This is a genomic window from Oricola sp. (assembly GCF_022763245.1).
Classification (GTDB): Bacteria; Pseudomonadota; Alphaproteobacteria; order Rhizobiales; family Rhizobiaceae; genus Oricola.
In genome coordinates this window covers 110,013-134,202 of record NZ_JALEGV010000012.1, presented here as the reverse complement: position 1 = coordinate 134,202, position 24,190 = coordinate 110,013, and the positions used below count along the sequence as shown (strand labels likewise).

Below are 24,190 nucleotides of genomic sequence, written 5' to 3'. Positions count from 1 at the left end.
TGTCAACAAGCTCGATTTCGCAATTCACGCGAAAGGCGGGAGCGCCATGGGCGCGCCCGTCAGGCACAGGACCTTGAACAAATCGCCCATCTCGCCGTCGCGCGTTCCGGCGAGGCGTTCGGCAGCGGCGCGGATTTCGGCCTGGGTCTTTTCGTCCTTGGCGTGGCCCAGCGCGCCGGCCCGCTCGGCGAGACCGAGGGCCAGCAGGAACGCGCCCTGGGTGGCGACGGGGTGGGCCGAAGCGCCCGAAGCGCGGGCCGCGCCGGCCAGTGCCTCGAAATCGACATGGCTGGTCAGGTCCGCCGCGCCGGGCGTCTCGAATACGGAAACGGGGCGATGGTCGCGCACCGCCTGCAGCGTGTCGGCGAAGCCGGAACGGGCGTGGCCGTAGTCGATCAGCAGCGCCGCGCCGCCCTGTGCCGCCAGATGTGCGCCCAACTGCGTAGCGATCGCCTCGCGGGCAGGCGCATATTCGAAGACGGCACCATCTGGTTGGCTGTCGGCGCCGGCGGGCAGGACAGACCGTTCGGCGAGCGGTGGGCCGGCGACGAAGGCGAGACCGTCCTCGTCGTGCAGCCCGACAAGGCGCTCGCACCAGCCGTTCGGCGTCTTGACGATCTGGCGAACGGGGACGGCGTCGAACAGTTCGTTGGCTACGAAGAGAAGGGGCAGGGCGGGCAATGCTGACAGATCTTCGAGCCATGCGCATTCCGCCGCGTCCGCTCCGAGCGTCTCGCGCTGAACGGCGCGCAGGCGGCCGCTTGTTTCGACGAGGCAGGTTTTCGCCGCGGCCCGGAAGGCCGGGTCCACACGCGCGGTTCGCAGGATGTCGCGCATCAGCGTGCCGCGTCCGGGGCCCATCTCGACCAGCGCGAAGGGGGCGGGGCGGCCGAGGAGGCGCCAGGCATGAACGAGCCAGGCGGCGACGATCTCGCCGAACATCTGGCTGATTTCCGGTGCGGTGACGAAGTCGCCATCGGCGCCGAAGGGCTCGCGCGTGGTGTAATAGCCGTCCTGCGGATCGAACAGGCACATGGCCATGTAGTCTGAGACCGGCAGGGGGCCGGTCGTCGCGATCAGCCGGCGGATGCGCGTTTCGAGCGGCGTCGTCATTCCTGCGGCGCGGCGGTCGTTTCCGGGCGGGGTTTCGCCGAGGCGGCGAGGATAACGCCGAGAACGACCATCGGGAGCGAGAGCACCATGCCCATGGTGAGCCAGCCGCCAAACAGATAGCCGATCTGGTAGTCCGGCTCGCGGAAGAACTCGACGAAGATGCGCGCGGTCCCGTAGCCGCCGATGAAGACGCCGGTGACGAAGCGGGGCGTCTTCAGCTTCAGGAAGCCGTGCGTGCACAGCCGCAAGACGAGCAGCAGGGCGATGCCCTCCAGCGCGGCCTCGTAGAGCTGGCTCGGATGGCGGGGAACGTCGCCGCCAGTCGGAAACACCACGGCCCAGGGCACGTCGGTCGGGCGGCCCCAGAGTTCGGAATTGATGAAATTGGCGACGCGGCCGAAGAACAGCCCCGTCGGCACGACCGCCGAGACGATGTCGATGAGGCTCCAGACGGGCAGCTTGCGCCGCCACGCGAAGGCGAACATGGCGATCGTCGTGCCGATCAGGCCGCCGTGGAAGGACATGCCGCCCTGCCATGTGGCGAAGATCCTGGCGGGTTCCTGCAGGTAGAGGCCGAGGTCGTAGAAGAGGACGAAGCCCAGCCGGCCGCCGACGACGATGCCGATCGTCGCCCAGAGCAGGAAATCGTCCAGGTCGGTGACGGACACCGGCGACTTGCCGCCCCACAGACGGTCGTTGCGCACGATGCGGCGCGCGTAGAGCCAGCCGAGCACGATGCCGGCGATGTAGGACAGCGAGTACCAGCGGATCGCCAGCGGTCCGATTTGAAAGATGACCGGATCGATCTGCGGGAAGGCGATGGCGAGTTGACTGAAGACGGGGGACAGCATCGTTTTCGGGCTCGTTGCGGAAAGGCGTCGCGCCGGCCGGCCGGCGATCGGTCGCACGCCGCCTTGTAAAGCATGCGGCGCGGCAATAGCTATGGGTGAAGCTCTAGAACACGGGAGTCGCCGCGATGACAACTGGCCCCAACAAGTTTATGGACGATTTCGCCCGTTTGATGACCGACATGGCGGGCACGGCGCAAGGCATGCGGCGCGAGGTCGAGACGGCCTTCCAGCACCAGGCCGAGAAGATGCTTTCGGGCATGGATCTGGTGAAGCGCGAGGAGTTCGAGGCGGTGCGCGAGATGGCCATCAAGGCGCGCGACGAGAACGAAGCGCTGGCCGCGCGTCTCGCGGAGCTGGAGCGCAAGCTCGCCGACCAGGCCTGATTTGCGGTCGCGAGCCGCAATTCACAAAAACTTCACAGCCCTGCGCCGAACTTTTTTCTGACGAAAAATCGAGCGTTCAGAGTCGCTTACGCCGTCGCGTCCGGTGAGCGGCCAAAGATATCCACACCCGATATTTACCCTTTGTTAACCAAGGGGGTTTCCTCTGATTCACGGATCAATAGACTGAATTCATTGAGTGATTCGTATCAGCGAATGAAAGTTTAGCGCAGCCGCGTCAGTCCGTTGCAGCACTCGTTCGCCTTCATCGTCGCCGTGTCGCGTAATGAACGGTTTGAAGCGCCGTCCGCCGGGACGGAAAACGGAATAGGATTGGCAATGAGCCTGATTGAGCTGGACTACTACCGTGCCGCACATCCCGTGGATGTGATCGAGCAGGTCGCTCATGTGAATGACTGGAATTTCGAACGCACGGGCGACGACGAGATCGCCGTGGCGGTCGAGGGGCACTGGACCAACTATCACATCTCCTATGCGTGGATGGAGGACTTCGAGTCGCTTCATTTCGCCTGCGGCTTCGACGTGAAGGTGCATGAGAGCCGCTTCGCCGAACTGATGCGTCTTCTGTCGCTGATCAACGAACAGTTGCTGATGGGGCATTTCGACCTCTGGGAGCAGGAAGGCGCCGTGATGTTCCGTCACTCGCTGCTGCTGGCCGGCGGCGCCGAGGCGACGGAAGCGCAGGTGGAAGTGATGCTGTCGAGCGCCATCGAGACCTGCGAGGCCTATTACCAGGCTTTCCAGTTCGTGCTGTGGTCGGGCGCGACCGCGCGGGAAGCTCTCGACAGCACCATGTTCGAGACGGTCGGCGAAGCCTGACGCGGGGAGACGGATCGTGGCGACGGATTTTGAGGCGCTTGCGCCCGAGATTTCCTTTGACGACTATCTGAAGGTCGATATCCGCACCGGCACGATCGTCGAGGCGGAGCCGTTTCCAGAAGCGCGCAAGCCGGCGATCAAGATGATGATCGATTTCGGCCCCGAGATCGGGGTGAAGAAATCGTCGGCGCAGATCACCGTGCACTACAATCCGGAGGATCTGATCGGCAGGCAGGTCATGGCGGTGGTGAATTTTCCGCCTCGCCAGATCGGGCCGATCCGTTCGGAGGTGCTGACGCTCGGCTTCCACGACGAGGATGGCGCGGTGGTGCTGGCCGGGCCGGGACACACCGTGCCGAACGGCCGGCGATTGCTCTAGACCCGGACGCCGACGGGGCCGGCCGGTTCTTTTTCACACAAGGACGAGCACGACGCGCGCTAGGGCATGATCAGCCTGATCATTCGCGGCATGCCTTCGGCGTTGCCCGTGACGACGAAAAGGTTGGCAAAGTCGTCCTGGCTGACGACGACCGGCTCCGCCACGCCCAGTGCAGACACAATCGAGGGAATGATCTCCGCGTGTCCGACGACGAGGACGGTATCCTCCTCGTGATCGAACTGGATCAGGTCGACCAGCCCCGATACGTCATTCGCCGGCAGTCGCGTTTGCGGGACATCCAGCTCTTCGGCGATGATGCCGCCGGTTTCACGCGTTCGCCTGGCGTCGCTGGTGATCACGACATCGATGTCTGCACGCCGCAACATCTGCGCCCATTTCGCGGCGCGGTCGCGCCCTTCCGCGGTCAGCGGCGGATCCTGGTCGGCGGTTTCCTTCTCCGCATGGCGAATGATGTAGACCGCTTCCTGGGTATGGACCGGAACGGGATGGGTTGCCGCCGCCGAAATCGCTGCGGCGACCACGATACGCAGCATGATAGCCTCCACTTCCTGCCCTGGAAGAACGAGACTGCCACGGAAGGCCCTTCCGGCCAAATTGCAGGTACGCTGTCGCGCGCCGGTCGCCCGTTCAGGCCGGGACGTAGGTCAGCCGGATCACATTGTCGCCGACGCTGTCGTTGGAAACGAGCCGGAGAGGCGGAAGGGCGCCGCGAAAGAACGGATCGCCGCCGCCGAGGACGACCGGGTGGAAATAGAGCCGATATTCGTCGATGAGGCCGAGCTCGCCGAGGCTGTGTGCCAGTCTCGGCCCGCCGACATCGATTTCCCCGGCCAGTTCGTTTTTCAGCCTGCGGACGGCGCCCTCGAGGTCGTCGCTGATCAGGGTGGCGTTGGGGCCGATCGAGGACAGCGTGCGCGACGCGACCCATTTCGGCATGGCCAGCCAGGCATCCGCGAAATCGCGTTCGGCCGGTGTCCAATTCGGATCGTCCTGTTCCCAGTAGCGCATGATCTCGTAGAGCGTGCGGCCATAAAGGCTGGCGGCAAGGCCGCGCGTGTTTTCGATCCAGTGACCGAAGAGTTGGGGGCCGGGGGCGAATTTGTCGAAGTCAACATAGCCGTCGAGCGAGACGTTCATTCCGAAAACCAGTCTGGCCATGCCGAGAAATCCTTTGCGGTTCATGTTGCCGGTCGGTTCGACCGCGTACAGATCAGCGTTGCTGATCCACACAACCCGGGCCACAGGCGTTGGTTCCATCCGGTCGTGGGCGATCGCGATCAGACCGGAAGGCGCAATTCCGCGCGCAGGCCGCCCATCGGGCTATCGTCGAGCACGATGTCGCCGCCGTGGCTGCGGGCGATGTCGCGGGCAATCGACAGGCCGAGGCCGGTGCCGCTTTCGTTGAGATTGCGGGCCTCGTCCAGGCGGTAGAAGGGACGGAACACGTCCTCGCGGCGGTTCGTCGGAATGCCCGGACCGTCGTCGTCGATCGTCAGGGTCAGCCACCCCTTGGCGTTGCGCGCGACGATCTCGACGCGGTCGGCATAGCGGAACGCGTTCGAGGTGAGGTTGGTGACCAGCCGGCGGAAGGCGCCCGGGCGCACGACGATGTCGGGCCGGCCGAACAGGCTCGTCTTCACCTTCTTGCCGGCCAGCCGGCCGTCCGCGGTGATCTGTCCGAGCACCTCCTGCAGGTTCAGTTCGCCCGTTTCCTCGCGGGCCTCGCCCTTGGCGAAGGAGAGGTAGCCCTCCAGCATCGACTGCATGTCGTCGACGTCCTTGCCGAGCGCCTCGTTGAGCTTGCTGTCTTTCGACAGCGCCAGTTGCAGCTTGAAGCGCGTCAGGATGGTGCGCAAGTCGTGGCTGACGCCGGACAGCATGGTGGTGCGCTGCTCGATCTGCTTTTCGATGCGCTCGCGCATCTGGATGAAGGCGAGGCTGGCGCGGCGGACCTCGATGGCGCCGCGCGGGCGGAAATCGACGGGAAGCGGCCGGCCCTTGCCGAAGCTTTCGGCCGCCTCGGCGAGCTTCTGGATCGGCCGGATCTGGTTGCGCAGGAACAGGATGGCGATGAACAGCAGGACGAGCGACGTGCCGACCATCCACAGGAGGAAGATGTGGGTGTTGGACGCGTAGGCCTGGCTGCGCCGCGCCAGCACGCGCAGCACCTTGCCGTCGAGCTGGATGCGGATCTCGACCAGCTTGGAGTTGCCGACCGTGTCGATCCAGAAGGGGCGGCCGATGCGCTTGGTGATCTCCTCCGACAGGATGCGGTCGAGGATGGAGAAGAAGGGTTTCGGCGCGGGCGCGGGCAGCGGGTCGGGCGGCAGGATGGCGATGTTCAGGGCGAGGCGCTGGTTGGCCAGTTGCACGACCTGCGAATAATCCGCGTCGTGGGGATAGGTCTCGATGATATCGATCAGGGCGGCGATGTCGCGGGTGACGGCAGTGGACAGGCGCTGCGTGACCGTCTGCCAGTGGCGCTCCATGAAGACGAAGGCGACCACGGACTGCAGCAGCACCATCGGCGCGATGATGATGATCAGCGAACGGGCGTAGAGGCCGCGCGGCATGTGCTCGGTGAGCCGGCCCGTCAGGCGGCGCGTCGGAAAGGAGATGGCGCGCAGAATCCGGCGCATGCGCAGGCTCAGCAAGCGCATCCGGTTTCGTCTTGTGCGGTTTTGGCCGAAATCCGTGGTGGCCATGTCGCCCGTCTGCCGTTTCGGGCGGATATCTGCTCCCGCCCTTTGCCGTTATTCGATGGACAGACGGTAGCCTATTCCGCGCACCGTTTGAAGGTAACGGGGATTGGCCGGGTCGGCTTCGATCTTGCGGCGCAGCCGGTTGATCTGGACGTCGATCGTGCGCTCGCCGATGCCGGCGCTGTCGGCGAACATCTCGTGGCGCGGAATGGTCTCGCCGGCGCTCTCGGCGAATCGGACCATGATCTCCTGTTCGCGGTCGGTCAGGTGCACGGGCTCGCCATTGCGCTTCAATTCACGCCGCGCGATCACGAAGGTGAAGGGACCGAAGACGATCTGCTCGATCTTGGGCTGGGAGGTCGGCGCGCCGCGCCGGACGATGTTGCCGATGCGCAGCAGCAATTCGCGCGGGTCGAAGGGCTTGGGCAGGTAGTCGTCTGCGCCCGCCTCCAGGCCCTCGATGCGATGTTCGGTCTCGGAGCGGGCGGTGAGCATGAGAATCGGAACCTGGCGGTCCTCTTCGCGCAGGCTCTGCGCCAGCGACACGCCGCTCTCGCCCGGCATCATCACGTCGAGCACCAGCAGGTCGAATTCGAGGCCGGCGATCTTGCGCCGCGCTTCCTCCGCCGTCGCCGCGCTGGTGACACGGTAGCCGTGCTGGCACAGATATTCGGTCAGGAGAGTTCGAATCCGGGTGTCGTCGTCGACGATCAGAATGTGGGGGGCGTCGTCGGGGATGCCGTCTTCAACACTGTCTGACATCGGTCCTCATCAACTCAACTCACCGTCGCCATCCGCCGTCGCGGAGCCGGTGCCGCCCCGGGCCGCGTTGAGCATGGTGATCTGCTCCTTGGCGTTCCCGGTCAGCATGGCCAGCAAGAAGCGCGCGATCTCGTCCTGCGAGCAGCCGGACTGCTCCAATGCCGCCATTATGCGGCGAGACTGTGGCTCGCGCAGGTCGCGGATCAGGCCCTGGCCCTTGCCGGTCAGGTAGAGCTCGCGCTGCCGGCGGTCCTCGGGTCCCGGCTTCTGCTCGACATAGCCCGCATCGACCAGTTGCTTGAGCACCCGGGCGAGGCTCTGCTTGGTGATCTTCAGCAGGTCGAGCAGTTCGGCGACCGTCAGGCCGGGCTTACGATCGACGAAGTGCATCACCCGGTGATGGGCGCGACCGAAGCCGATGTCCTGGAGGATTGTGTCGGGATCGGAGATGAAATCCCGATAGGCGAAGAACAGGAGTTCGATCAGTTCGGAGGCGGGCAGGGGGGCGGTTTTCGGTTTCATGGAAGGCTGGGACAGGGGCCGGAGATCGTGATGTTGGTTATGTCAGTCATGTTGACATATTTTTCCACGACAGATAATTTCTTTCAAGGGTTCGGCATGTGCCGCGCAGCATTCGAAAAGGCCCGCCATCGGGATTTTCATGGTTGTTGCGTCGCGATGGGTTCATACTGTCCCTCACATAACAAGGCACAGAGAAAAGTCACGACGGAAGAACGGAGGATCCCAATGGCTGAAGTCCCCTTTGACCAGCTAGACGGCCACATCTGGATGAACGGAGAATTCGTGCAGTGGAAGGACGCGAAGATCCACGTCCTCACGCACGGGTTGCATTATGCCAGCGCGGTGTTCGAGGGCGAGCGGGCCTATGGCGGTGAGATTTTCAAGCTGACGGAGCACACCGAGCGGCTGCACGCATCGGCCGACATCCTCGGCTTCAAGATTCCCTACTCGGTCAAGGAGATCGACGACGCCTGCAACGAATTGCTGCGCAAGCAGGGTTTCCAGGACGCCTATGTGCGCCCGATCGCCTGGCGCGGTTCGGAGATGATGGGCGTCTCGGCGCAGAAGAACCGCATCAACCTCGCCATCGCGATCTGGCAGTGGCCGAGCTATTTCGATCCGGAACAGCGCCTGAAGGGCATTCGCCTCGACATCGCGGAATATCGCCGGCCCGATCCGCGCACGGCGCCGTCGAAATCGAAGGCCGCCGGTCTCTACATGATCTGCACGCTCTCCAAGCACGCGGCGGAAGCCAAGGGCTATGCCGACGCGATGATGCTCGACTGGCGCGGCCGGATCGCCGAGGCGACGGGCGCCAACGTGTTCTTCGTCAAGGACGGCGTCATCCACACGCCGACGCCGGACTGCTTCCTGGACGGCATCACGCGGCGCACGGTGATCGGCCTTGCCGAGAAGCGCGGCTACGAGGTGGTGCAGCGGGCGATCATGCCGGAGGAACTGGAAGGTTTCGAGCAGTGCTTCCTGACGGGCACTGCCGCGGAAGTGACGCCGGTTTCCGAAATCGGCCCCTACTCCTTCGAGGTCGGCGAGATCACGACCACGTTGATGAGCGACTACACCGAGGCGGTCCACCCGCGCGCCGAAGCCGCCGAATAGGCCGCACGACGCCAACATCGAGACAGTTCGGGGCGGCTCCTTGGGGCCGCCCTTGTCTTATCGCCCTTGAAGAGCCGGAAGATACGCGGCAGGTAGCGGGCAGGGCCAAGACCGACAAGAGACGAAAACGGGAACGCTTCATGACCGCGACGCTCAACGCACTGATCATTCCAGTGACCGCATTCCAGCAGAATTGCACGGTCATGTTCGACACCGAGACCAAGCGCGGGGTCGTGGTCGATCCGGGCGGGGATGTCGATCACATCCGCGAGGCGCTGGACAAGAACGGCGTCACGGTCGAGGCCATCTGGCTGACCCACGGCCATATCGACCACGCCGGCGGCGCGATGGATTTGAAGGACGCGCTCGACGTCGAGATCATCGGCCCGCAGAAGGCCGACAAGATGCTGCTCGACAAGCTTGAGGACCAGGCGCGCATGTTCGGCCTCGAGGGGGCGGTGCGCAACGTGACCCCGGACCGGTGGCTGGAAGAGGGCGACGTCGTGTCGTTCGCCGGGCATGAATTCGAGGTGCTGCATTGTCCAGGGCACGCGCCCGGCCACGTGGTGTTCTACAATCGCGCGGCGAATTTCGCGCATGTGGGCGATGTTCTGTTTCGCGGCTCGATCGGGCGCACCGACCTGCCCGGCGGCGACCACGCCACGCTGATCGCCTCGATCAAGGAAAAGCTGTTTCCGCTCGGCGACGATATAGGCTTCATCTGCGGCCATGGGCCCGGCGGCCGGTTCGGCGAGGAACGGCGCAACAATCCGTTCCTGACCTGACGCGTTTACGGCGCCACGCAAAATAAAAGGCCCGGGCGACAGTGCCGACCGGGCCTTTCTTTCATGCGTCGGAGGTCATTTCGGGACGCAGAAATGGTCGAGACCGTCATATCCGTGATAGGTGCCGGTCTGCGGATTGAAGGTCTGGTAGCGCGCGTCGCACCACTGGTACCAGCCGGCCGTCCAGGGCTGCAGCGAGCTCTCATAGGTGATCACCTGCGGACCGGATGCTGCCGGTGCCGGCGGATAGGCGTTTGGCGCTTCGTAATATTCGTAGGTCGGCGGCTGGTTGGCCTGCGACAGGGCGCCGGCGATGATCGCGACACCGGCCAGGCCGATGATCGCGGCCGCGACGCCGTCATTGTCGTTGTGATGATGGTAGGGACGGCCATATTGCGGGCCGCACCGGCGCTTTCCCTTGTAATAGCCGCAAGGCGGCGCGCCACGGTGCCAGCCATCGGCGGCGGCGGGCGCGGCCGTGATCGGCGACATCGCGCTGGCGGCGATCGCGCCGACGGCGAGGAGGGAGGTCAGCGACCGTGATTTCGAGATGCGTTTCATCGTTCCATGCTCCATTCGCGTCGTTGGGGGACGTGCCGGGGGCTTGCCGGCTCAGTCGGGACGCCGAAGCGTCCGAACGCGTGATCCCATACTCGCATGGCCAAGCTGAACGTCACCTGAACGACAGCCACGCCGGCGTTCCGGCCCCTGAGCGCTGCCCTGAATAAGCAATGGCGCGAACCGGTGACCGGTCCGCGCCATGAAATCAGATGAAAAAGGCGACGGTTTGACGCCGCCTTGAGGCCGGATTACTCGGCGATCGAAAGATCGACGGCCTTCGGGCCCTTGCCGCGACGGTCCGGCTCGGTCTCGAAGGAGACCTTCTGGTTTTCGACCAGGGTGGTCAGGCCGGAAGCCTGCAGGGCGGAGATGTGGACGAAGATGTCCGCGCCGCCATTGTCCGGCTTGATGAAGCCGAAGCCCTTGTCGGTGTTGAAAAACTTGACTGTGCCAGTCTGGGCCATGGATTGGATCCTTTTCCTTTGACCAAGCGACCGCCCCATTCTGCCGCACTTCTTCACCGCGCGCTTCATGCGCACGGACAGGGGCAGGCAGTTGTCGAATGCAGGGAAAGGGACCAGTTCTCGCGTCGCCCAAAAGGCTGACGCCCGGCTTGTTCTTCAGCGTGCCGGCGCGCGGTAATTCCAGCTTCCGTTTGTTCGCAAATTGCCCGAACACCCCAAGCGTTGCGTCATTTCGGCGCGGAAGTAAAGCGAAACTTTTGTGAAGTGGCCCACCGCATGGTCTGCAAAGCTTGCTTCAGGGGCGTCAGAATTTCGTGCAGAAGGTGTTGCCGGAGGCGCTGTTGCGGACGCAGATCGACCAGTCGGTCCCCGGAATTCCGACCACTTCGCCGGTTCGGCCGTTGATGACGAAGCTCTCCTCGGCGTTCTGCGTGACGGTGGAGCCGCCGCTGGCCCACTCGTAACGGATCACCCACTCGCCGCTCTCCTTCGTCGGGTCTTCCGACGCGCCGCTCTGCACGACGATGCGGTTGCAGTCGTTCTGCTCGAGCAGCGTCTCGCCGCGATAGGCCGCGCAGCGCGCGTTCCAGTTTTGCGCCGCGGTTGGAGCGAGGCTGAAAAGCGACGCCGAAAGCAGAAGGATGATCCTTGCGGCGGTGCGAACATGCAGATGCGTCATCGGTCTGACCCCCATTGCCCCTGCGTCACGATACCACCCTTCGCCCCAGGAAATGTGACAAAGTTGCGCCGGTGACAGGAGGCGAGGCGGCGCGTAGACTGAGACTCACACGGAGGACCGAGATGACCCGCATCCGACATGTTCTTGCGACGGCTGCGCTGGCGGCGACATTCGCGCTTGCCGGATGCGACGCGACGATCTCGCCGCCGCCGGCCGATGCGGGGCTCTGTCCGAATGTCTACCAGCCCGTTTGCGCGCGGATCGAGAACGGTCAGCAGCGCACCTATCCCAATGCCTGCTCGGCGGTGGCGGAGGGCTATCGCGCCTATTCGCCGGGCGCCTGCGACAAGCTCCGGTCCGACCGCGTCTGTCCGCAGATTCACCAGCCGGTGTGTGCCCAGATCGGCGGGCGGCTGGCGACCTACACCAATGACTGCGTGGCCGGCGCCGAGGGCGCACGGGTGGTGCGGCAGGGAGCGTGCTGACGACGATGAATTGCGCGATCGGGAGGAGAACATGATCCGCACCATTCTGTTTGCCGCCTTCGCGGTTCTGCTCGGCTACACCGCTCGCGGCCAGGCCGAGGAATTGAAGGTCGGGATCACGCGCGACATGGGCAGCGTGACGGTGGAGACGAAGGACGGGCCGCGGGAAATCCGCCGTATCCAGGACACCGATCACGAGATCAGCGGCGAATTCGCGCTGACGTCGCGCGCCTGCCCGCCCTTCTGCATCCAGCCGATGGTTCCCGCGCCGGGCGTGACGACGATCGGCGAGGTGGAACTGATCGCCATGCTGCAGGATCCCGATTCGATCGTCGTCGACAGCCGCACGGTCGATTGGCACCAGGGCGGCTCGATCCCCGGCGCGATCAGCCTGCCCTACACCGAAGTCGGCGACCGGCTGTCCGACTTGGGCTGCGAGCCGGATTTCGACGGCTGGGACTGCACGGAAGCAAGCCGCGTCGCGTTGTTCTGCAACGGGCTGTGGTGCGGCCAGTCGCCGACCGCCATCCGCGCCATGATCGCCGCCGGCTATCCCGCCGAGCGCATCTTCTACTACCGTGGCGGCATGCAGAGCTGGCGCATGCTGGGCCTGACCGTGACGGGCGAAGAGGGGTAGACGACCTTTCCCCGCCGCGGCTTTTGCCCTATGTAGACCACCTTACCCGGCCCCTTGGAAGAGGCTCGCATGGTGGACAATCCAGTCAAGAATGAATCCCCGAAGACCAGGACGACGCCGAAGGTCGAGCGACCGAAGCTGCACAAGGTCATCCTGATCAACGACGACTACACGCCGCGCGAATTCGTCGTGATGGTGCTGAAGGCCGAATTCGGCATGGGCGAGGATCGCGCCGCCAAGGTGATGATCACGGCGCATCAGCGCGGCGTCTGCGTGGTCGCCGTCTATCAGAAGGACGTCGCCGAGACGAAGGCGACGCGGGCGAGCGAACACGGCCAGAAATTCGGCTTCCCGCTGATGTTCACGACCGAGCCGGAGGACTAGGGGCGCCCGCCGCCGCTCTTTCCCGGTCATCCTCCTCGATCATCCTGCGGATGCTGTCGGGCATCGCGCGGCAGCTGCAATGGGCGGCATGCTCGCGGTGCCAGGCGATGCGCTGCGCGCGCGTCGGGTTCTTCGGCATCTTGTGCGCCCTGTGCCATTCGGCGTTGATTTTCCCCATGACCGTTTCCTTTCACGCCCTTCACCGCACCAAAACCCGGTGCGGGGCCGCGCGCGATGACGTGCATCAACGGGACACGGCGATCACGCGGGATCTTCGCCACCAGGCGTCGATGATGCCGTGCGGGCCTCGCGCCGCCGGCGAATGATTTTGGCGCGGTGGGTTAGGAGTGTGGCGACGATGGCGATGATGGCGAAGAACGTGCCGATGGAGATGGCGGTGCCGAGGTTGGGCTCGACGAGGGTGAGGAGGGCGAAGAAGGCGACCAGGGGGATGGCGAAGACGAACTCCACCACGACGCCGAAGGGCAGGCCGGGGCACTTGACGACGGAGAACAGGCCCGAGCGGAAGCAGGTCGGGTAGAACAGCCCGCCGCCGCCGCGCGGAAACAGCATCGCGCCGAGCAGGCTGATCGCCATGACGAGGCCGACGACGATCAGCGCGGCGACGAGGAGGTTGCCGGCGAAGCTCTCCGTCGTCCAGAAGGAGGGCGCGTCCGGGTCGGCGGGCGGCCGCGGGGCGGGCGCCTGCTCGAAGACGAGCTTCAGGAAATACGCGACGGCGACGAGGATGCCGGCGGCCCATGCGGCGGCGGTCAGCCCTTTGCGCCCCAGCGTCACCGCGTCGAGTGCGCCCGCGTAGAGGTGGGCCGGCCAGTTGAGCACCGTCTGCGCCCAGAGCGGGATCGGCGCGTTGTCGATGCAGCGCACCAGCGGCGCCGCGCCGCAATCGCCCGCCGCGATCTCGCCCTGCGTCGCCACGACGAGCCCGACAAGCCAGAGCACCACATTGACGAGGACGGCGCCGAGGACAAGCGCGCCGAGCCAGAACCGGAACGACCGGCCGTATACCCGAATGCCCATCTGCGCGCTCCCCCCGTCATGCCTGCCGCCACCTTCGCCGATCGGCGCGCGCGGTCAAGCCCGCAGGCGGCGGCACGGGGCGTGCGGGCGAAGGCTTGCGGACCGGAGCGGGCGGCTCGACGGGGGCGCGGGCACCGCGCGATCCGGCCTCGAACGGGCCAGACGCGGCCCCGAAACACGGCCGTTCTTCGACGCCATCGACCCGGGCGGGTGTCGAAAAACCCCCTTTCCGGGGCGGGATGGAGGGCGAGGGACGCCGGCGGCGCGGCGGGCCGAACGCGGGGGCGAGGCGCCCCGCGCGGCTAGGCGGAGGGCTCGTCGGCCATGCCGATCTCGATGCGCTGCGGCGCGTTGGCGAGAAGGGCGAGCAGCAGGTCGCTCATGGTGGAGGCGGGGGCGGTGCCGAAATCGGCCTCGAAGGCGTAGCCGGTGTCGGTCACTTCCGGCGTCGTCGCCGTGTGGATGACATTGTGCAGGCTGACGCTGTCCTCGGCGTCCTCGTCGCCGAAGGCGCGGCGGTGCCAGTCGGCGAAGAGGCGCTTCGACAGCGCGTCCCAGTCACCGGAGACGCGCACGGTGGCATAGTCCCAGGCAAACGGCGCGACGACGATCTCGGCGCCGCCGACCATGAAGGAAAAGGGCTCGAAGCGGATCTCCCGCGGCGCGGCGAAGGATTCCAGCCGGCCGGTCTCCAGCGAGGCGTAGTCGGCGCGAAACGGCAGCCGCATCGGCCCTTCCGTCGCGACGTCGCCGGCGGCGTCCAAGAGCACCGGCTCGACCACATGGGTCTCCTCGGAAAACCCGGCCACGGTGTCGGCGAACTGCCCGACATAAAGCTCGCGCACGGCCTCGACGATTTCGATGAATTGCGGGGGGAGGGTGTCCATGGGACGCAGGTAGGTGAAGCGAGGAGCGTGTGCAAGGGTTGCTTCACACCGCCGCTCAACGCGCAACCGTCCGTGAATCGGTTGTTGGAAGATGCATCTCTGCTGTGCAGGATAACCTGTTTCTCGAGGTCGATCAGTCTGTCACATTGGAGCGAGGGTGGTGTGAACGAAGTAATTCAAGAGATTTATTGTACCTTCTTGGGGGAAGGCACCGTCTCGCGACGGAAAACAATCTCGCCAGCCGTATTCAGACCGCGGTACCAATTCCTGTTTGTCCAGTATCGGCCCCGCATTTCCGTGCTGGAAAACACATTGATTATCGCAGAGCCATAAAAGCTTTCAACATCTGTCCTCTTCATTGCGCTGGGTTTGTTTTCTTGATTGTAGGTATATGTAAGTCTGTGAGGAAGCCCATCGCATGGCCAAATAAGGTCAATTGAAATTGCGCGGGACCACTGAATAACGTTTCCGGCTTCGTCGCTTTGCAATATCCGCAATTTGTACCGAAATAAGCCTATATCGATATCGCAGATTAGATTTGTGGGTTTCGGTTCTGTAATTTTGATCGAGCAATCGTCAAAGGATTGACTCTTTGCCGTTATGTGTTCGATCACTTCCCAGTTTGAACTCATATATATTTCATATCGCCCATTTATATAAGGGTACATCAACTCAAATTTTGAGCAAATCCACCACACGAGTTTCCAGACCGGAGGGATTGAAAGCAGCCATAAGACGATCGCTGAGCCGACCAATGAATATCTGGCGACCTTGAGTAGCCAACTAAGGGTCGTTGTAATATTTTGGTTGGGGCTGTCGCTAGAAATCGTGTCGGGGATCGGAAGCGTCCCTGTCGTACTGCCGACAAGAATTGTGATCCCTCCGCACGTCAACGCGAGAATTACGATCCAATTTGATGGAAGAAAACGAATCATGTCTTGTAGCTCTTTGGGTCGATGACCATCTTTTGAGAAACGGAGGTCTCCATGAACGACTTTTCTCGCATTTTATATGATTCGACTGACGGCTCACTATACAATGCAGCACTTGTTTCAAAGAGTGTTGAAGCTGCTTTGAGGACCGCGCGAGACGAGGCTCGTGAAGCAATAAGGAGTTTTTTCGGCAAGGGTGCCGCAGAGGCTTATGAGGCGGCGCGCTTTCAGAAGGATGTTGCCGTGCTTATTGATGAAGCCGACGTCAGAACAGCGAGCGAACTTGTGAAACCCAAGTTTCGGACTCAGGGGAGCTTTTCTTACCATACCCACGTAGAACCAGAAACTTCGCCGCCGCAAGAAATCGACATAGATGACGGCATGTTCCTGCCTGTTTCTTATGTCGCCATGAATGGGAGTACCAATCCCCAAATCGCGAGCGATTTGGTATTCAGAATAACAGAAGCGGCTTTATCGCCCCTTTGTGAGGCGAATGGATGGGAGCTTGTAACGAATAAGGACTCCTGTGTACGGATCAAGCTGCCGGATAACGCTCACCTAGACATCGCGCTTTATGCCGTGCCGGACCGCGAGTTCGAATTGCTCATTGAGAAAGTTGCTAAGGAAGGGGTTCTTGACGAGAGACCGCCGAGTTTCTCACTTGATGAGAGTGCGTATGAATCTATCAGCGAAGATGAAATTCGGTTGGCGACGCGTGAAAGCGGTTGGATAGCCTCTGATCCGCGCTTACTCGAAGATTGGTTTAAGGAGGCAGTGGCGACTTTCGGCGACCACGTGCGTGTTGTGTCTCGTATATTGAAGGTTTGGCGTGATTGCTCCAAGGGTTGCGAGAGGCTGGCATCAGTGGCGCTGATGTACGCGGTTGTTGATAGTTGTGAAAATGGTGCTGAGTTGACGGAGAGTAGATATGATTCTCTGATTGCCGAAGTAGTCGATAAATTGCCCAATACACTTTCCAACAGGATACCGAACCCGAGAGTGGAGGGGGCTTATCTCGACCAAAATTGGAGCGCTGATGAGCGTGAAGTTTTTGTCACAGCTGCTCGAGATTTTTCAATGTTGTTGAATCGTTGCCTCAGTCTAAATCTGAGCGCAAAAGAAATAATAGTCGATTTACGGAGCGCGCTTGGGCGCCGTGTTCCTCTGGATTCTAACAGGGTTTTGGTCAAACAGGCCGAGGAAATAAAGGGATTGTCAGCGCCAGTGTATGCTTCGGAAGGCTTCAAAGAAAGAGCAATATCTGAAACAGAACGTGTTGCAAAAGCGGGAACTGGAACGAGACCCTATTATCAAGTTTAGGTCTCATGAATTCACACAAGGTGTTTGAAAGTCGCATAAGGCTGGTGAAGAAGTGCCAGCCAGACTTGATGCTCATTAGCTTGGAAGAGCGTTTCTGTGAATTCGCGGGCGTGTATCATCTGCAAGTAGGGAGCAATAGAATTGCGGGCTATCGAATTCGTTTGATTTTGTTTTCTGATTTTAGATGTGAGCCAATAGTTAGACTTCTTGAAGAGTATTTTCCTTTTAAGGTTGATCGGCATATATATCCAAATGGGGATTGTTGTATATGCATCTGGCATCACTGGGTAATTTTCAATGGATATGGAATTGAGGAATTCTTACAGAGAGCAGTAAGGGACTTTTTTATCTCCCAGATATATTTTGATGAAAATGGAAGCTATCTATTTGATTGGGATCATGGGTTAACGGGAATTTATAAGGCTTATTCTCAAATTCTTCTTGTTCCGAATAGGAGCTCCCGCGTGATGCGAAGGCTTAGAAAGCTCGTTAACGGCGAGGTACCTTCAAATCGGGTATCGAAATGGCAGGCTGCGGAAATGCTCGAGAAGTTGAACTCACTCCAAGGGCAGGCTGAAGGTGAAAAGGTACGATAGTCAGCGGAGATTCTTTCATCGAAAGTAGTCTCGATCGTTCTCACCGTCTGGAATCTCTCCTGAAATGCGAAGAGTTGGGCGTGTTCGGCGGGGCCGGGGTCGTGGCTGCGCGGGGCAAAGCGCCGGGCCGCCGGATCACCGCACCAGGTCGAGGATCAGCTGGTGGATGGGGCCGCCCTGGGCCATTTCGCGGCGTTCGAAATCGGAATTCTTCGCCTTGTAGCGGGCATAGGCGGCCTTGAGCGGGGTCTGGATCGCCTGGCGGATGGTCTTGCAGCCGGGATCGTTCGGCTGCCGGAAGCCGACCGTGGTGTCGTAGATCTCCTCGGCCATCTCGCGCACGTAGCGGCCATGCACGGCCTCATGCGCGCGGATGGCGGTGATGAAGGTGTTCCAGCGGGCGGCGACGGCCGGCGGGAGCGGGGCCGCCGGTTCGGGCAGCGTGTAGGTGATCGTCAGGAAGGGCCGCGCGGCGGCGAGTACGCAATCCTTGCCGTCGCGCACATAGTCGCGGCCCCATTTCAGGTCGAAATCCGTCTTGGCGACCGCGCTCGACGCGCCGCCGCGAATGCGCGGGCCGCGCTCGCCGATGGAGGCGTAGAGCGCCGCGCCCGTCGTGCCGGCAATCGCATAGCGGGTCTCGACCACCTTCGGCCGGATGTCGGCCGCGCGGGCGGGCAGGACAAGGCAGGTTAGAAGAGCGAGGCAGGCGGCAAGGGCGAGCGCGCCGGGCAGGGCGGCCCGTGCGATGTCACCCGCGCCGCCTTGTGCGGGGCCGAGCGCGCGCCGCGCGCCTGGATGCTTGCCTGTCGCCACCCGAACCTCCGGCCTGTCGCGGCCCGGCGCGCGCATGTCCGGCGCCGGACATCGCCGCCCGGCGGGGCCGCGTCACGCGAAGGGGCCATTCTCGCCGGATCGGCGTATCACACCTTCACGCAGGCGCACACCCAGCGGATGATCTTGACGCCTTCGCTTTCGGCGCTGTCGAGCTCGACCAGGCGGCATTCATAGCCCTCGTCGCAGCCGAGCGTGAAGCAGTCGATGCGCTGTTTCCCGCGTGCGTCGGTGGAGATGTAGATGTTGCAGCCGCGCTCGCCATCGTCGCAGGCGCACCATTCGGTGACCGTGCCGTGATGGTCCTTCTCGCTGCGGACCCGGCATTCGCCCTTTTCGCAATCGCCGGTGCAGGTGAGCGTGTAGGTGGACGTGTCGCCCTCGCGCCGCTCGGTCACGACGCCGTGGCAATGGGGGTTGTCGTCGCCTTTCATAAGCGCCTCCTCGCCTGTCGCCCCTCACGCAGGGTAACATGGAGTGGCGAAAGGCGGGATGCTCACATGTTGCCGTGGCGCGGGGCGCGGCGTTCACTCAAGCGGCGTGGCCAGCGACACCTGCGGCGCGCCCCGGCTTTCGAGTGCCTCCAGCAAGTCCGCGACCGCGGATGCGGGCGCGGTGCCGAAGTCGATATTGATCGTGAATCCCGTCGGGTCGACGATCGGCTCGCTGATGAAATGCACGGCGTTCTGCATGGCCGTGTTGTCATCGCCTTCGTCCTTTCCGAAGGCCACGCCATACCAGTCCGAAAGCGCGGTCGCGTAGGCTTGCGACCAGGCATCGCCGACCGTGACGAAAATGGAATCCCAGATGAACGGCGACAGGGTGACTTCGGTGTTCCCATACGGGAAGGAGAAGGGCTCGAAGCGCACGACACCCTTCGACGCGACCATGCCCCCGGCATTGGCCGTCAGGTCCAGATAGTCCAGCCGGTTCGGCAGTGGCAGGAGGCCTTGGGCTTCGACCGCCGGGGTTCCGTCCGGCCCCAGAAGCACCGGCTCCAGAATGAACGCCTTGCCCCGCAGATCCGCGATCTCGGAGCGGAACTGCTCCAGATAGACGTCCCTGGCCGCGACGATCACCTGTTCGATATCCGGCGGCAGCGCATCCATGGTTCGTGACCTCTCCTGCCGGCCTAGCGTCCCGGCCGGCCCGTCTTGCCGGGCTTGCGCTTGCGGGCGCGTTCGTCGGCGGGGTCTTCGTAGGAGCCGGCGCCCACCTTGTGGCGCTTGACGGGCTGCACGTCCGATCCCACCGGCTTCTCGGTGCGGCCGACCGTCATTTCGTCCAGCGTGTTCTTGCGGAAATAGGAGACGCCGTCGGAGCCCATCTCGTCGAGATCGGGTTTCTTGAATCCGGCGGATGGCGCGTCCGTCTCCGGAATGGGTCCTCTTGCAACGACGTCGCTGTGCTTGTCTTGGGACAAGTCCGAGGATGACGGTGGAGTTTTACGGCCTGTCGCTTTGGCCTTTCTGGACGCCTTCGTGTTCTCCACGCCGGTGTCGCGGGCGAGCGCGTCGTCCATGACGGCGAGTTCGGTGGCCTTGAGGCGCTTGATCTCGTCGCGCAGGCGCGCGGCGGTCTCGAAGTCGAGATCGGCGGCGGCGTCGCGCATCTGGCCTTCCAGCGCCTTGAGATGCGCTTCCAGATTGGCGCCGATGAGGGCGCCCTCGTCTTTCGCGGCCCCCTTGGCGCCGGTGATGTCGGCGCGAACGTGGTCGCGTTCGTAGACCGAGTCGAGGATGTCGGCGATGTTGGCCTTGACCGACTGCGGCGTGATGCCGTGCTCCTCGTTCCAGGCGAGCTGCTTCTCGCGGCGGCGCTCGGTCTCCTCCATCGCGCGCGCCATCGAGCCGGTGACGTGGTCGGCATAGAGGATCACCTTGCCGTCGACGTTGCGCGCGGCGCGGCCGATGGTCTGGATCAGCGAGGTCTCGGAGCGCAGGAAGCCCTCCTTGTCGGCGTCGAGAATGGCGACGAAGCCGCATTCGGGAATGTCGAGGCCCTCGCGCAGGAGGTTGATGCCGACCAGCACGTCGAACGCGCCGAGGCGCAGGTCGCGGATGATCTCGATGCGCTCCAGCGTGTCGATGTCGGAGTGCATGTAGCGGACCTTGACGCCCTGCTCGTGCAGATATTCCGTCAGGTCCTCGGCCATGCGCTTGGTGAGCACGGTGACCAGCGTGCGGTAGCCGGCCTTCGTGACCTGGTGGATTTCGTCGAGCACGTCGTCGACCTGGCTCTTGGCCGGGCGCACCTCGACGGGCGGATCGACGAGGCCGGTGGGGCGGATGACCTGCTCGGCGAAGACGCCGCCGGACTGTTCCAGTTCCCACTCGCCGGGGGTGGCCGAGACCGCGACCGTCTGCGGCCGCATCGCGTCCCATTCCTCGAAGCGCAGCGGGCGGTTGTCCATGCATGACGGCAGGCGGAAACCGTATTCGGCGAGCGTCGCCTTGCGGCGGAAGTCGCCGCGATACATGCCGCCGATCTGCGGGATGGTGACGTGGCTTTCGTCGATGAAGACGATGGCGTTGTCGGGGACATATTCGAAAAGGGTCGGCGGCGGCTCGCCGGGATTGCGGCCGGTCAGGTAGCGCGAATAGTTCTCGATGCCGGCGCAGGAGCCGGTGGCCTCGAGCATCTCAAGGTCGTATTGCGTGCGCTGTTCGAGCCGCTGCGCCTCCAGCAGACGGCCAGCGTTTTCAAGCTCTTGCAGGCGGTGCTTGAGCTCTTCCTTGATGGACTTCACAGCCTGATTCAAGGTCGGGCGCGGGGTGACGTAGTGCGAGTTGGCGTAGATCTTGACCGTCTTCAGCGCGTCGGTCTTCTTGCCGGTCAGCGGGTCGAACTCGTCGATCGCCTCGATCTCGTCGCCGAACAGCGAGATACGCCAGGCGCGGTCTTCCAGGTGGGCCGGGAAGATGTCGATCGTGTCGCCCTTCACGCGAAACGAGCCGCGGACGAAATTGATGTCGGCGCGCTTGTATTGCTGGGCGACGAGGTCGGCGAGGAGCTGGCGCTGGTCGATGCGGTCGCCGATCTCCATCTTGAAGGTCATCGCCGTGTAGGTCTCGACCGAGCCGATACCGTAGATGCAGGAGACCGAGGCGACGATGATGACGTCGTCGCGTTCGAGCAGCGCGCGCGTCGCCGAGTGGCGCATGCGGTCGATCTGCTCGTTGATGGAGCTCTCCTTCTCGATGTAGGTGTCGGTGCGCGGGACGTAGGCCTCGGGCTGGTAGTAGTCGTAATAGGAGACGAAATACTCGACCGCGTTGTCCGGGAAGAAGTTCTTGAACTCGCCATAGAGCTGCGCGGCGAGCGTCTTGTTGGGCGCCAGGATCAGCGCCGGGCGCTGCGTCTCCTCGATCACCTTGGCCATGGTGAAGGTCTTGCCCGAACCGGTGACGCCGAGCAGCGTCTGCGAGCGGTCGCCGTCGCCGAGGCCGGCGGTGAGGTCGGCGATGGCGGCAGGCTGGTCGCCGGCCGGCTCGTAGGCCGACTTCATGACGATCTCGATGCCGCCCTCGGACTTGTCCGGCCGCTCGGGGCGGTGCGGCACCCACATCTTCCCGTCCTTGAACAGCGGGTTGCCCGTGTCGATCAGCGCCTTCAGTGCCTCGACCGTGGCGGTGACGCCGGTGGTGGAGGCGAGCTTGGAGGCGTCTTCCAGCGAGACGTCGAGGCCGGCGACCGGCATCAGGCCCGCCGCGGCACGCTCGCGCGGATCGTTGGAGCCGCCGATGGAGGCGCCGCCGCCGGTGCGCTTGTCGCCGACCGTGTAGATGCGGTCTTCTTTCTTGCTTTTCGCTCCGCCCTTAAGCGCCTCGCTTTGCTCGTTGCCGGCGGAGCGGCGCTTCTTTGTCCCGGCCTTGAGCTCCTCGCGGAGCTCGTCGCTGCCGGGCCCCTGGGCCTTCCGGCGGTGCTTTCCCGCTTTCGACCGGATCTCGCGCATCTCGGTGTCGCGCGCGTCGCGCTCGGCTTCGGCCTCAAGCTGGCGCACCCATTCCTCCACGCCGCCGGATAGCGGCGCACCTTCGAACGGGGCCTGCGGTGCTTCCTGGAATCCGTTGCGCGCGTTGTCGCCACTTGGCGCGAGCGCGGACGGCTTGCCGGTCTTTTTCGGTGGGGATTTGGCCATGCGGCCAATATGGGAAAAGCCGGGCGCGAAGGGAAGGGGATCGCGGAAACAATGCCGGGCGCTGCTGACAGCGCGCTGTCAGGAGGGGCGTGCGGCGGGGCGAAGCAGGGAACCAAAGCGCCGCGCTGTCGTTGGGTCATGGATGGCGAACACTGACAATGCATTCACGAGGCCGGAGAAGGCGCGCGCGCAGACGGCGCGGCTGCGATCCCGGCTCGACCCGTATCACAATCACCCGCCGCTCGCCGTGCTCTGGGGCGCGGCCATTGGCGGGCTCCTCCTTTTCGCATTGATCGCGGTCGCGGTGCGGCTGGGCTGGACCGACGGGCTCGACCGGACCGTCCTCCTGGCGCTGCGCGACCCGCAGGACGTGTCAGACGCCTGGGGGCCGGTATGGTTCGAGGAAACGGCAACAGAGATGACCGCGCTTGGCGGCTATCCCATCCTGGTGACCATCTCGGCCGCGACGCTGACCGTGCTGGCTCTGATGCGCAACCGCGCCGCGGCGCTGTTCCTCGCGGGCGGGCTGATCGGCGGCACGCTGCTCTCCTCCGGGCTGAAGCGGGTGTTCGAACGCGCGCGGCCGGACCTCGTCGACCATATGGACCGCACCTTCACGTCGAGCTTTCCGAGCGCGCATGCGATGGTGAGCATGCTGTTCTACCTGACGCTCGCCGCCGTGGCGGTGCGCTTCATTCCGCGCCATTCCGTGCGCGTGTTCGTGGTGTCGGAGGCCTTCGCGATCGCCATCATCGTCGGCGCGAGCCGCGTCTATCTCGGCGTCCACTGGCCCAGCGACGTGCTGGCGGGATGGTCGCTGGGGATCGGCTGGGCAAGCCTCTGCTGGTTGGCCGCGCATTACCTTTCCTGCCGCAGCGGCGGACGCGACACGCTCGGCCATTCGAAGACCTGACAGGAGAGCGCCCTTGAACACGCCCGGGACCTGGATCGACCCGCTTGCGCGGATGGGATATGCGGCGCGCGGGCTCGTCTATCTGATCATCGGCGTGTTCGCCTGTCTTTCGGCCGTCGGCGGCGGCGAGAAGAAGGGCTCCAAGGACGCGCTCAGGACGCTTCTCGAACAGCCCTTCGGCGAGGCGATCGTCTGGCTGATGGTCGCCGGCCTGGCCGGCTACGTGCTGTGGCGGCTCGTGCAGTCGCTGCTCGACACGGACGGGCACGGTCTCGGGCCGAAGGGTCTGGCGATCCGCGGCGGGCTGCTCGTCAGCGCCTTCACCTATGCGACGGTCGCGCTCTACGCGCTGTCGCTGCTCGGCGTGTTCGCCTCGGATGACGGCGGAAGCGGCGGCGGGTCACCCTTTGCGGGCGCCGTCGACGGGGCCGTCGGGCAGCGATACGTCTCGCTGGTGCTCGCCGTGGCCGTGTTCGGGGTCGCCTGCGCGCATGTGTGGAAGGCGGTGACGCGCAAATATGCCGACCGCTTCGACGCCGGACCGGAGGCGATGGCGTTCATCCACCCGGTCTCGATCGCCGGCCTGACGGCGCGCGGCTTCGTCTTCGCGGTGATCGCCTTCCTGTTCTTCACCCGCTTCCTCAATGCGGAGGGCGGCGAGGACCACCCGGGCCTCAAGGACGCGTTGTCGCATGTCCAGTCGCTGCCGGGCGGAACATGGCTTTTGATCGCGACCGGCATCGGCCTGATCGCCTTTGCCGGCTATTCGACCATCGAGGCGCGGTGGCGGACAATCAAGGTGCCGGACGCGCCGACGGACTGGGTGCCCGGCACCTGACCGCGAC

Annotated in this window: 27 protein-coding genes; 11 read left to right on the top strand and 16 right to left on the bottom strand. The window is 63.8% G+C overall.

Annotated features, from left to right (window positions below; genetic code table 11):
• Positions 1 to 24: 24 nt before the first annotated feature.
• Both MRY80_RS04860 and lgt read right to left on the bottom strand, forming a co-directional pair.
• Positions 25 to 1,113, bottom strand: a complete 1,089-nt coding sequence (locus tag MRY80_RS04860) for a class I SAM-dependent methyltransferase (protein ID WP_293288606.1) — start codon at positions 1,111 to 1,113, stop codon at positions 25 to 27.
• The gene (lgt, locus tag MRY80_RS04855) at positions 1,110 to 1,961 is read right to left on the bottom strand and encodes a prolipoprotein diacylglyceryl transferase (RefSeq protein ID WP_346433386.1); all 852 of its coding nucleotides are present in this window, start codon (positions 1,959 to 1,961) and stop codon (positions 1,110 to 1,112) included. The genes MRY80_RS04860 and lgt overlap by 4 nt, the downstream gene beginning before the upstream one ends.
• A 128-nt stretch (positions 1,962 to 2,089) precedes the next feature.
• Between lgt and MRY80_RS04850 the strand changes: the two genes are divergently transcribed.
• From MRY80_RS04850 to MRY80_RS04840, 3 genes are all read left to right on the top strand, one after another.
• Positions 2,090 to 2,347, top strand: a complete 258-nt coding sequence (locus tag MRY80_RS04850; protein ID WP_293288602.1) for an accessory factor UbiK family protein — start codon at positions 2,090 to 2,092, stop codon at positions 2,345 to 2,347.
• A 336-nt stretch (positions 2,348 to 2,683) separates the two neighbouring features.
• Positions 2,684 to 3,184 carry a YbjN domain-containing protein gene (locus MRY80_RS04845; protein WP_293288600.1) on the top strand — a complete coding sequence of 167 codons (501 nt, stop codon included), beginning with the start codon at positions 2,684 to 2,686 and terminating at the stop codon, positions 3,182 to 3,184.
• Between the two features lie 16 nt (positions 3,185 to 3,200).
• Positions 3,201 to 3,563 carry a tRNA-binding protein gene (locus MRY80_RS04840; RefSeq protein WP_293288598.1) on the top strand — a complete coding sequence of 121 codons (363 nt, stop codon included), beginning with the start codon at positions 3,201 to 3,203 and terminating at the stop codon, positions 3,561 to 3,563.
• A 59-nt stretch (positions 3,564 to 3,622) separates the two neighbouring features.
• On the opposite strand, the gene MRY80_RS04835 is transcribed toward MRY80_RS04840, so the two are convergent.
• The 5 genes from MRY80_RS04835 to MRY80_RS04815 all read right to left on the bottom strand — a co-directional run bounded on the left by MRY80_RS04835 (position 3,623) and on the right by MRY80_RS04815 (position 7,570).
• Positions 3,623 to 4,117 carry a phosphoglycerate mutase family protein gene (locus MRY80_RS04835; RefSeq protein WP_293288596.1) on the bottom strand — a complete coding sequence of 165 codons (495 nt, stop codon included), beginning with the start codon at positions 4,115 to 4,117 and terminating at the stop codon, positions 3,623 to 3,625.
• A 94-nt stretch (positions 4,118 to 4,211) separates the two neighbouring features.
• Entirely contained in the window at positions 4,212 to 4,742 is a 531-nt protein-coding gene (locus MRY80_RS04830; protein WP_293288594.1) for a dihydrofolate reductase family protein, read from the bottom strand.
• A gap of 119 nt (positions 4,743 to 4,861) precedes the next feature.
• Positions 4,862 to 6,223, bottom strand: a complete 1,362-nt coding sequence (locus MRY80_RS04825) for an ATP-binding protein (protein ID WP_293289606.1) — start codon at positions 6,221 to 6,223, stop codon at positions 4,862 to 4,864.
• A gap of 114 nt (positions 6,224 to 6,337) precedes the next feature.
• Positions 6,338 to 7,048, bottom strand: coding sequence for a response regulator transcription factor (locus MRY80_RS04820; protein WP_293288592.1), 711 nt, complete (start codon positions 7,046 to 7,048; stop codon positions 6,338 to 6,340).
• 9 nt (positions 7,049 to 7,057) lie between these two features.
• Positions 7,058 to 7,570, bottom strand: a complete 513-nt coding sequence (locus tag MRY80_RS04815) for a MarR family transcriptional regulator (protein WP_293288591.1) — start codon at positions 7,568 to 7,570, stop codon at positions 7,058 to 7,060.
• A gap of 225 nt (positions 7,571 to 7,795) precedes the next feature.
• Here MRY80_RS04815 and MRY80_RS04810 point away from each other — a divergent pair, with 225 nt between their 5' ends.
• Together MRY80_RS04810 and MRY80_RS04805 are read left to right on the top strand one after the other, a co-directional pair.
• On the top strand, positions 7,796 to 8,686 hold the full coding sequence (locus MRY80_RS04810; protein ID WP_293288589.1) for a branched-chain amino acid aminotransferase: 891 nt from the start codon (positions 7,796 to 7,798) through the stop codon (positions 8,684 to 8,686).
• Positions 8,687 to 8,826: 140 nt separating this feature from the next.
• The gene (locus MRY80_RS04805) at positions 8,827 to 9,471 is read left to right on the top strand and encodes an MBL fold metallo-hydrolase (protein ID WP_293288587.1); all 645 of its coding nucleotides are present in this window, start codon (positions 8,827 to 8,829) and stop codon (positions 9,469 to 9,471) included.
• A 75-nt stretch (positions 9,472 to 9,546) separates the two neighbouring features.
• Here the strand turns inward: MRY80_RS04805 and MRY80_RS04800 are convergent, their stop codons facing one another.
• From MRY80_RS04800 to MRY80_RS04790, 3 genes are all read right to left on the bottom strand, one after another.
• Positions 9,547 to 10,032, bottom strand: a complete 486-nt coding sequence (locus tag MRY80_RS04800) for a BA14K family protein (protein ID WP_293288585.1) — start codon at positions 10,030 to 10,032, stop codon at positions 9,547 to 9,549.
• Positions 10,033 to 10,280: 248 nt separating this feature from the next.
• Positions 10,281 to 10,496, bottom strand: a complete 216-nt coding sequence (locus tag MRY80_RS04795) for a cold-shock protein (RefSeq protein WP_293288583.1) — start codon at positions 10,494 to 10,496, stop codon at positions 10,281 to 10,283.
• A gap of 304 nt (positions 10,497 to 10,800) precedes the next feature.
• Positions 10,801 to 11,175 (bottom strand): hypothetical protein, encoded by a 375-nt coding sequence (locus MRY80_RS04790; protein WP_293288581.1) that lies wholly within the window; start codon positions 11,173 to 11,175, stop codon positions 10,801 to 10,803.
• A 122-nt stretch (positions 11,176 to 11,297) separates the two neighbouring features.
• Here MRY80_RS04790 and MRY80_RS04785 point away from each other — a divergent pair, with 122 nt between their 5' ends.
• From MRY80_RS04785 to clpS, 3 genes are all read left to right on the top strand, one after another.
• Positions 11,298 to 11,660: a Kazal-type serine protease inhibitor domain-containing protein gene (locus tag MRY80_RS04785; RefSeq protein ID WP_293288579.1), complete on the top strand. Its 363-nt coding sequence runs from the start codon at positions 11,298 to 11,300 to the stop codon at positions 11,658 to 11,660.
• Between the two features lie 31 nt (positions 11,661 to 11,691).
• Positions 11,692 to 12,297: a rhodanese-like domain-containing protein gene (locus MRY80_RS04780; RefSeq protein ID WP_293288577.1), complete on the top strand. Its 606-nt coding sequence runs from the start codon at positions 11,692 to 11,694 to the stop codon at positions 12,295 to 12,297.
• Between the two features lie 69 nt (positions 12,298 to 12,366).
• Positions 12,367 to 12,681: an ATP-dependent Clp protease adapter ClpS gene (gene clpS, locus MRY80_RS04775; RefSeq protein ID WP_293288575.1), complete on the top strand. Its 315-nt coding sequence runs from the start codon at positions 12,367 to 12,369 to the stop codon at positions 12,679 to 12,681.
• Between the two features lie 261 nt (positions 12,682 to 12,942).
• Here clpS and MRY80_RS04770 read toward each other — a convergent pair whose 3' ends face one another.
• Both MRY80_RS04770 and MRY80_RS04765 read right to left on the bottom strand, forming a co-directional pair.
• Positions 12,943 to 13,722: a hypothetical protein gene (locus MRY80_RS04770; protein ID WP_293288573.1), complete on the bottom strand. Its 780-nt coding sequence runs from the start codon at positions 13,720 to 13,722 to the stop codon at positions 12,943 to 12,945.
• Positions 13,723 to 14,024: 302 nt separating this feature from the next.
• The gene (locus MRY80_RS04765; RefSeq protein ID WP_293288571.1) at positions 14,025 to 14,609 is read right to left on the bottom strand and encodes a hypothetical protein; all 585 of its coding nucleotides are present in this window, start codon (positions 14,607 to 14,609) and stop codon (positions 14,025 to 14,027) included.
• 986 nt (positions 14,610 to 15,595) lie between these two features.
• Here MRY80_RS04765 and MRY80_RS04760 point away from each other — a divergent pair.
• Positions 15,596 to 16,861 (top strand): CBASS cGAMP synthase, encoded by a 1,266-nt coding sequence (locus tag MRY80_RS04760; RefSeq protein WP_293288569.1) that lies wholly within the window; start codon positions 15,596 to 15,598, stop codon positions 16,859 to 16,861.
• Positions 16,862 to 17,592: 731 nt separating this feature from the next.
• Here the strand turns inward: MRY80_RS04760 and MRY80_RS04755 are convergent.
• The 4 genes from MRY80_RS04755 to uvrB all read right to left on the bottom strand — a co-directional run bounded on the left by MRY80_RS04755 (position 17,593) and on the right by uvrB (position 22,432).
• The gene (locus tag MRY80_RS04755) at positions 17,593 to 18,273 is read right to left on the bottom strand and encodes a DUF922 domain-containing protein (protein ID WP_293288567.1); all 681 of its coding nucleotides are present in this window, start codon (positions 18,271 to 18,273) and stop codon (positions 17,593 to 17,595) included.
• Between the two features lie 107 nt (positions 18,274 to 18,380).
• Entirely contained in the window at positions 18,381 to 18,725 is a 345-nt protein-coding gene (locus tag MRY80_RS04750) for a hypothetical protein (RefSeq protein WP_293288565.1), read from the bottom strand.
• 93 nt (positions 18,726 to 18,818) lie between these two features.
• Positions 18,819 to 19,400 carry a hypothetical protein gene (locus MRY80_RS04745; protein WP_293288563.1) on the bottom strand — a complete coding sequence of 194 codons (582 nt, stop codon included), beginning with the start codon at positions 19,398 to 19,400 and terminating at the stop codon, positions 18,819 to 18,821.
• Between the two features lie 23 nt (positions 19,401 to 19,423).
• The gene (gene uvrB, locus MRY80_RS04740) at positions 19,424 to 22,432 is read right to left on the bottom strand and encodes an excinuclease ABC subunit UvrB (protein ID WP_293288561.1); all 3,009 of its coding nucleotides are present in this window, start codon (positions 22,430 to 22,432) and stop codon (positions 19,424 to 19,426) included.
• A gap of 142 nt (positions 22,433 to 22,574) precedes the next feature.
• Between uvrB and MRY80_RS04735 the strand changes: the two genes are divergently transcribed.
• Together MRY80_RS04735 and MRY80_RS04730 are read left to right on the top strand one after the other, a co-directional pair.
• On the top strand, positions 22,575 to 23,345 hold the full coding sequence (locus MRY80_RS04735; protein WP_293288559.1) for a phosphatase PAP2 family protein: 771 nt from the start codon (positions 22,575 to 22,577) through the stop codon (positions 23,343 to 23,345).
• A 13-nt stretch (positions 23,346 to 23,358) separates the two neighbouring features.
• Positions 23,359 to 24,183, top strand: coding sequence for a DUF1206 domain-containing protein (locus MRY80_RS04730; protein ID WP_293288557.1), 825 nt, complete (start codon positions 23,359 to 23,361; stop codon positions 24,181 to 24,183).
• Positions 24,184 to 24,190: the final 7 nt, after the last annotated feature.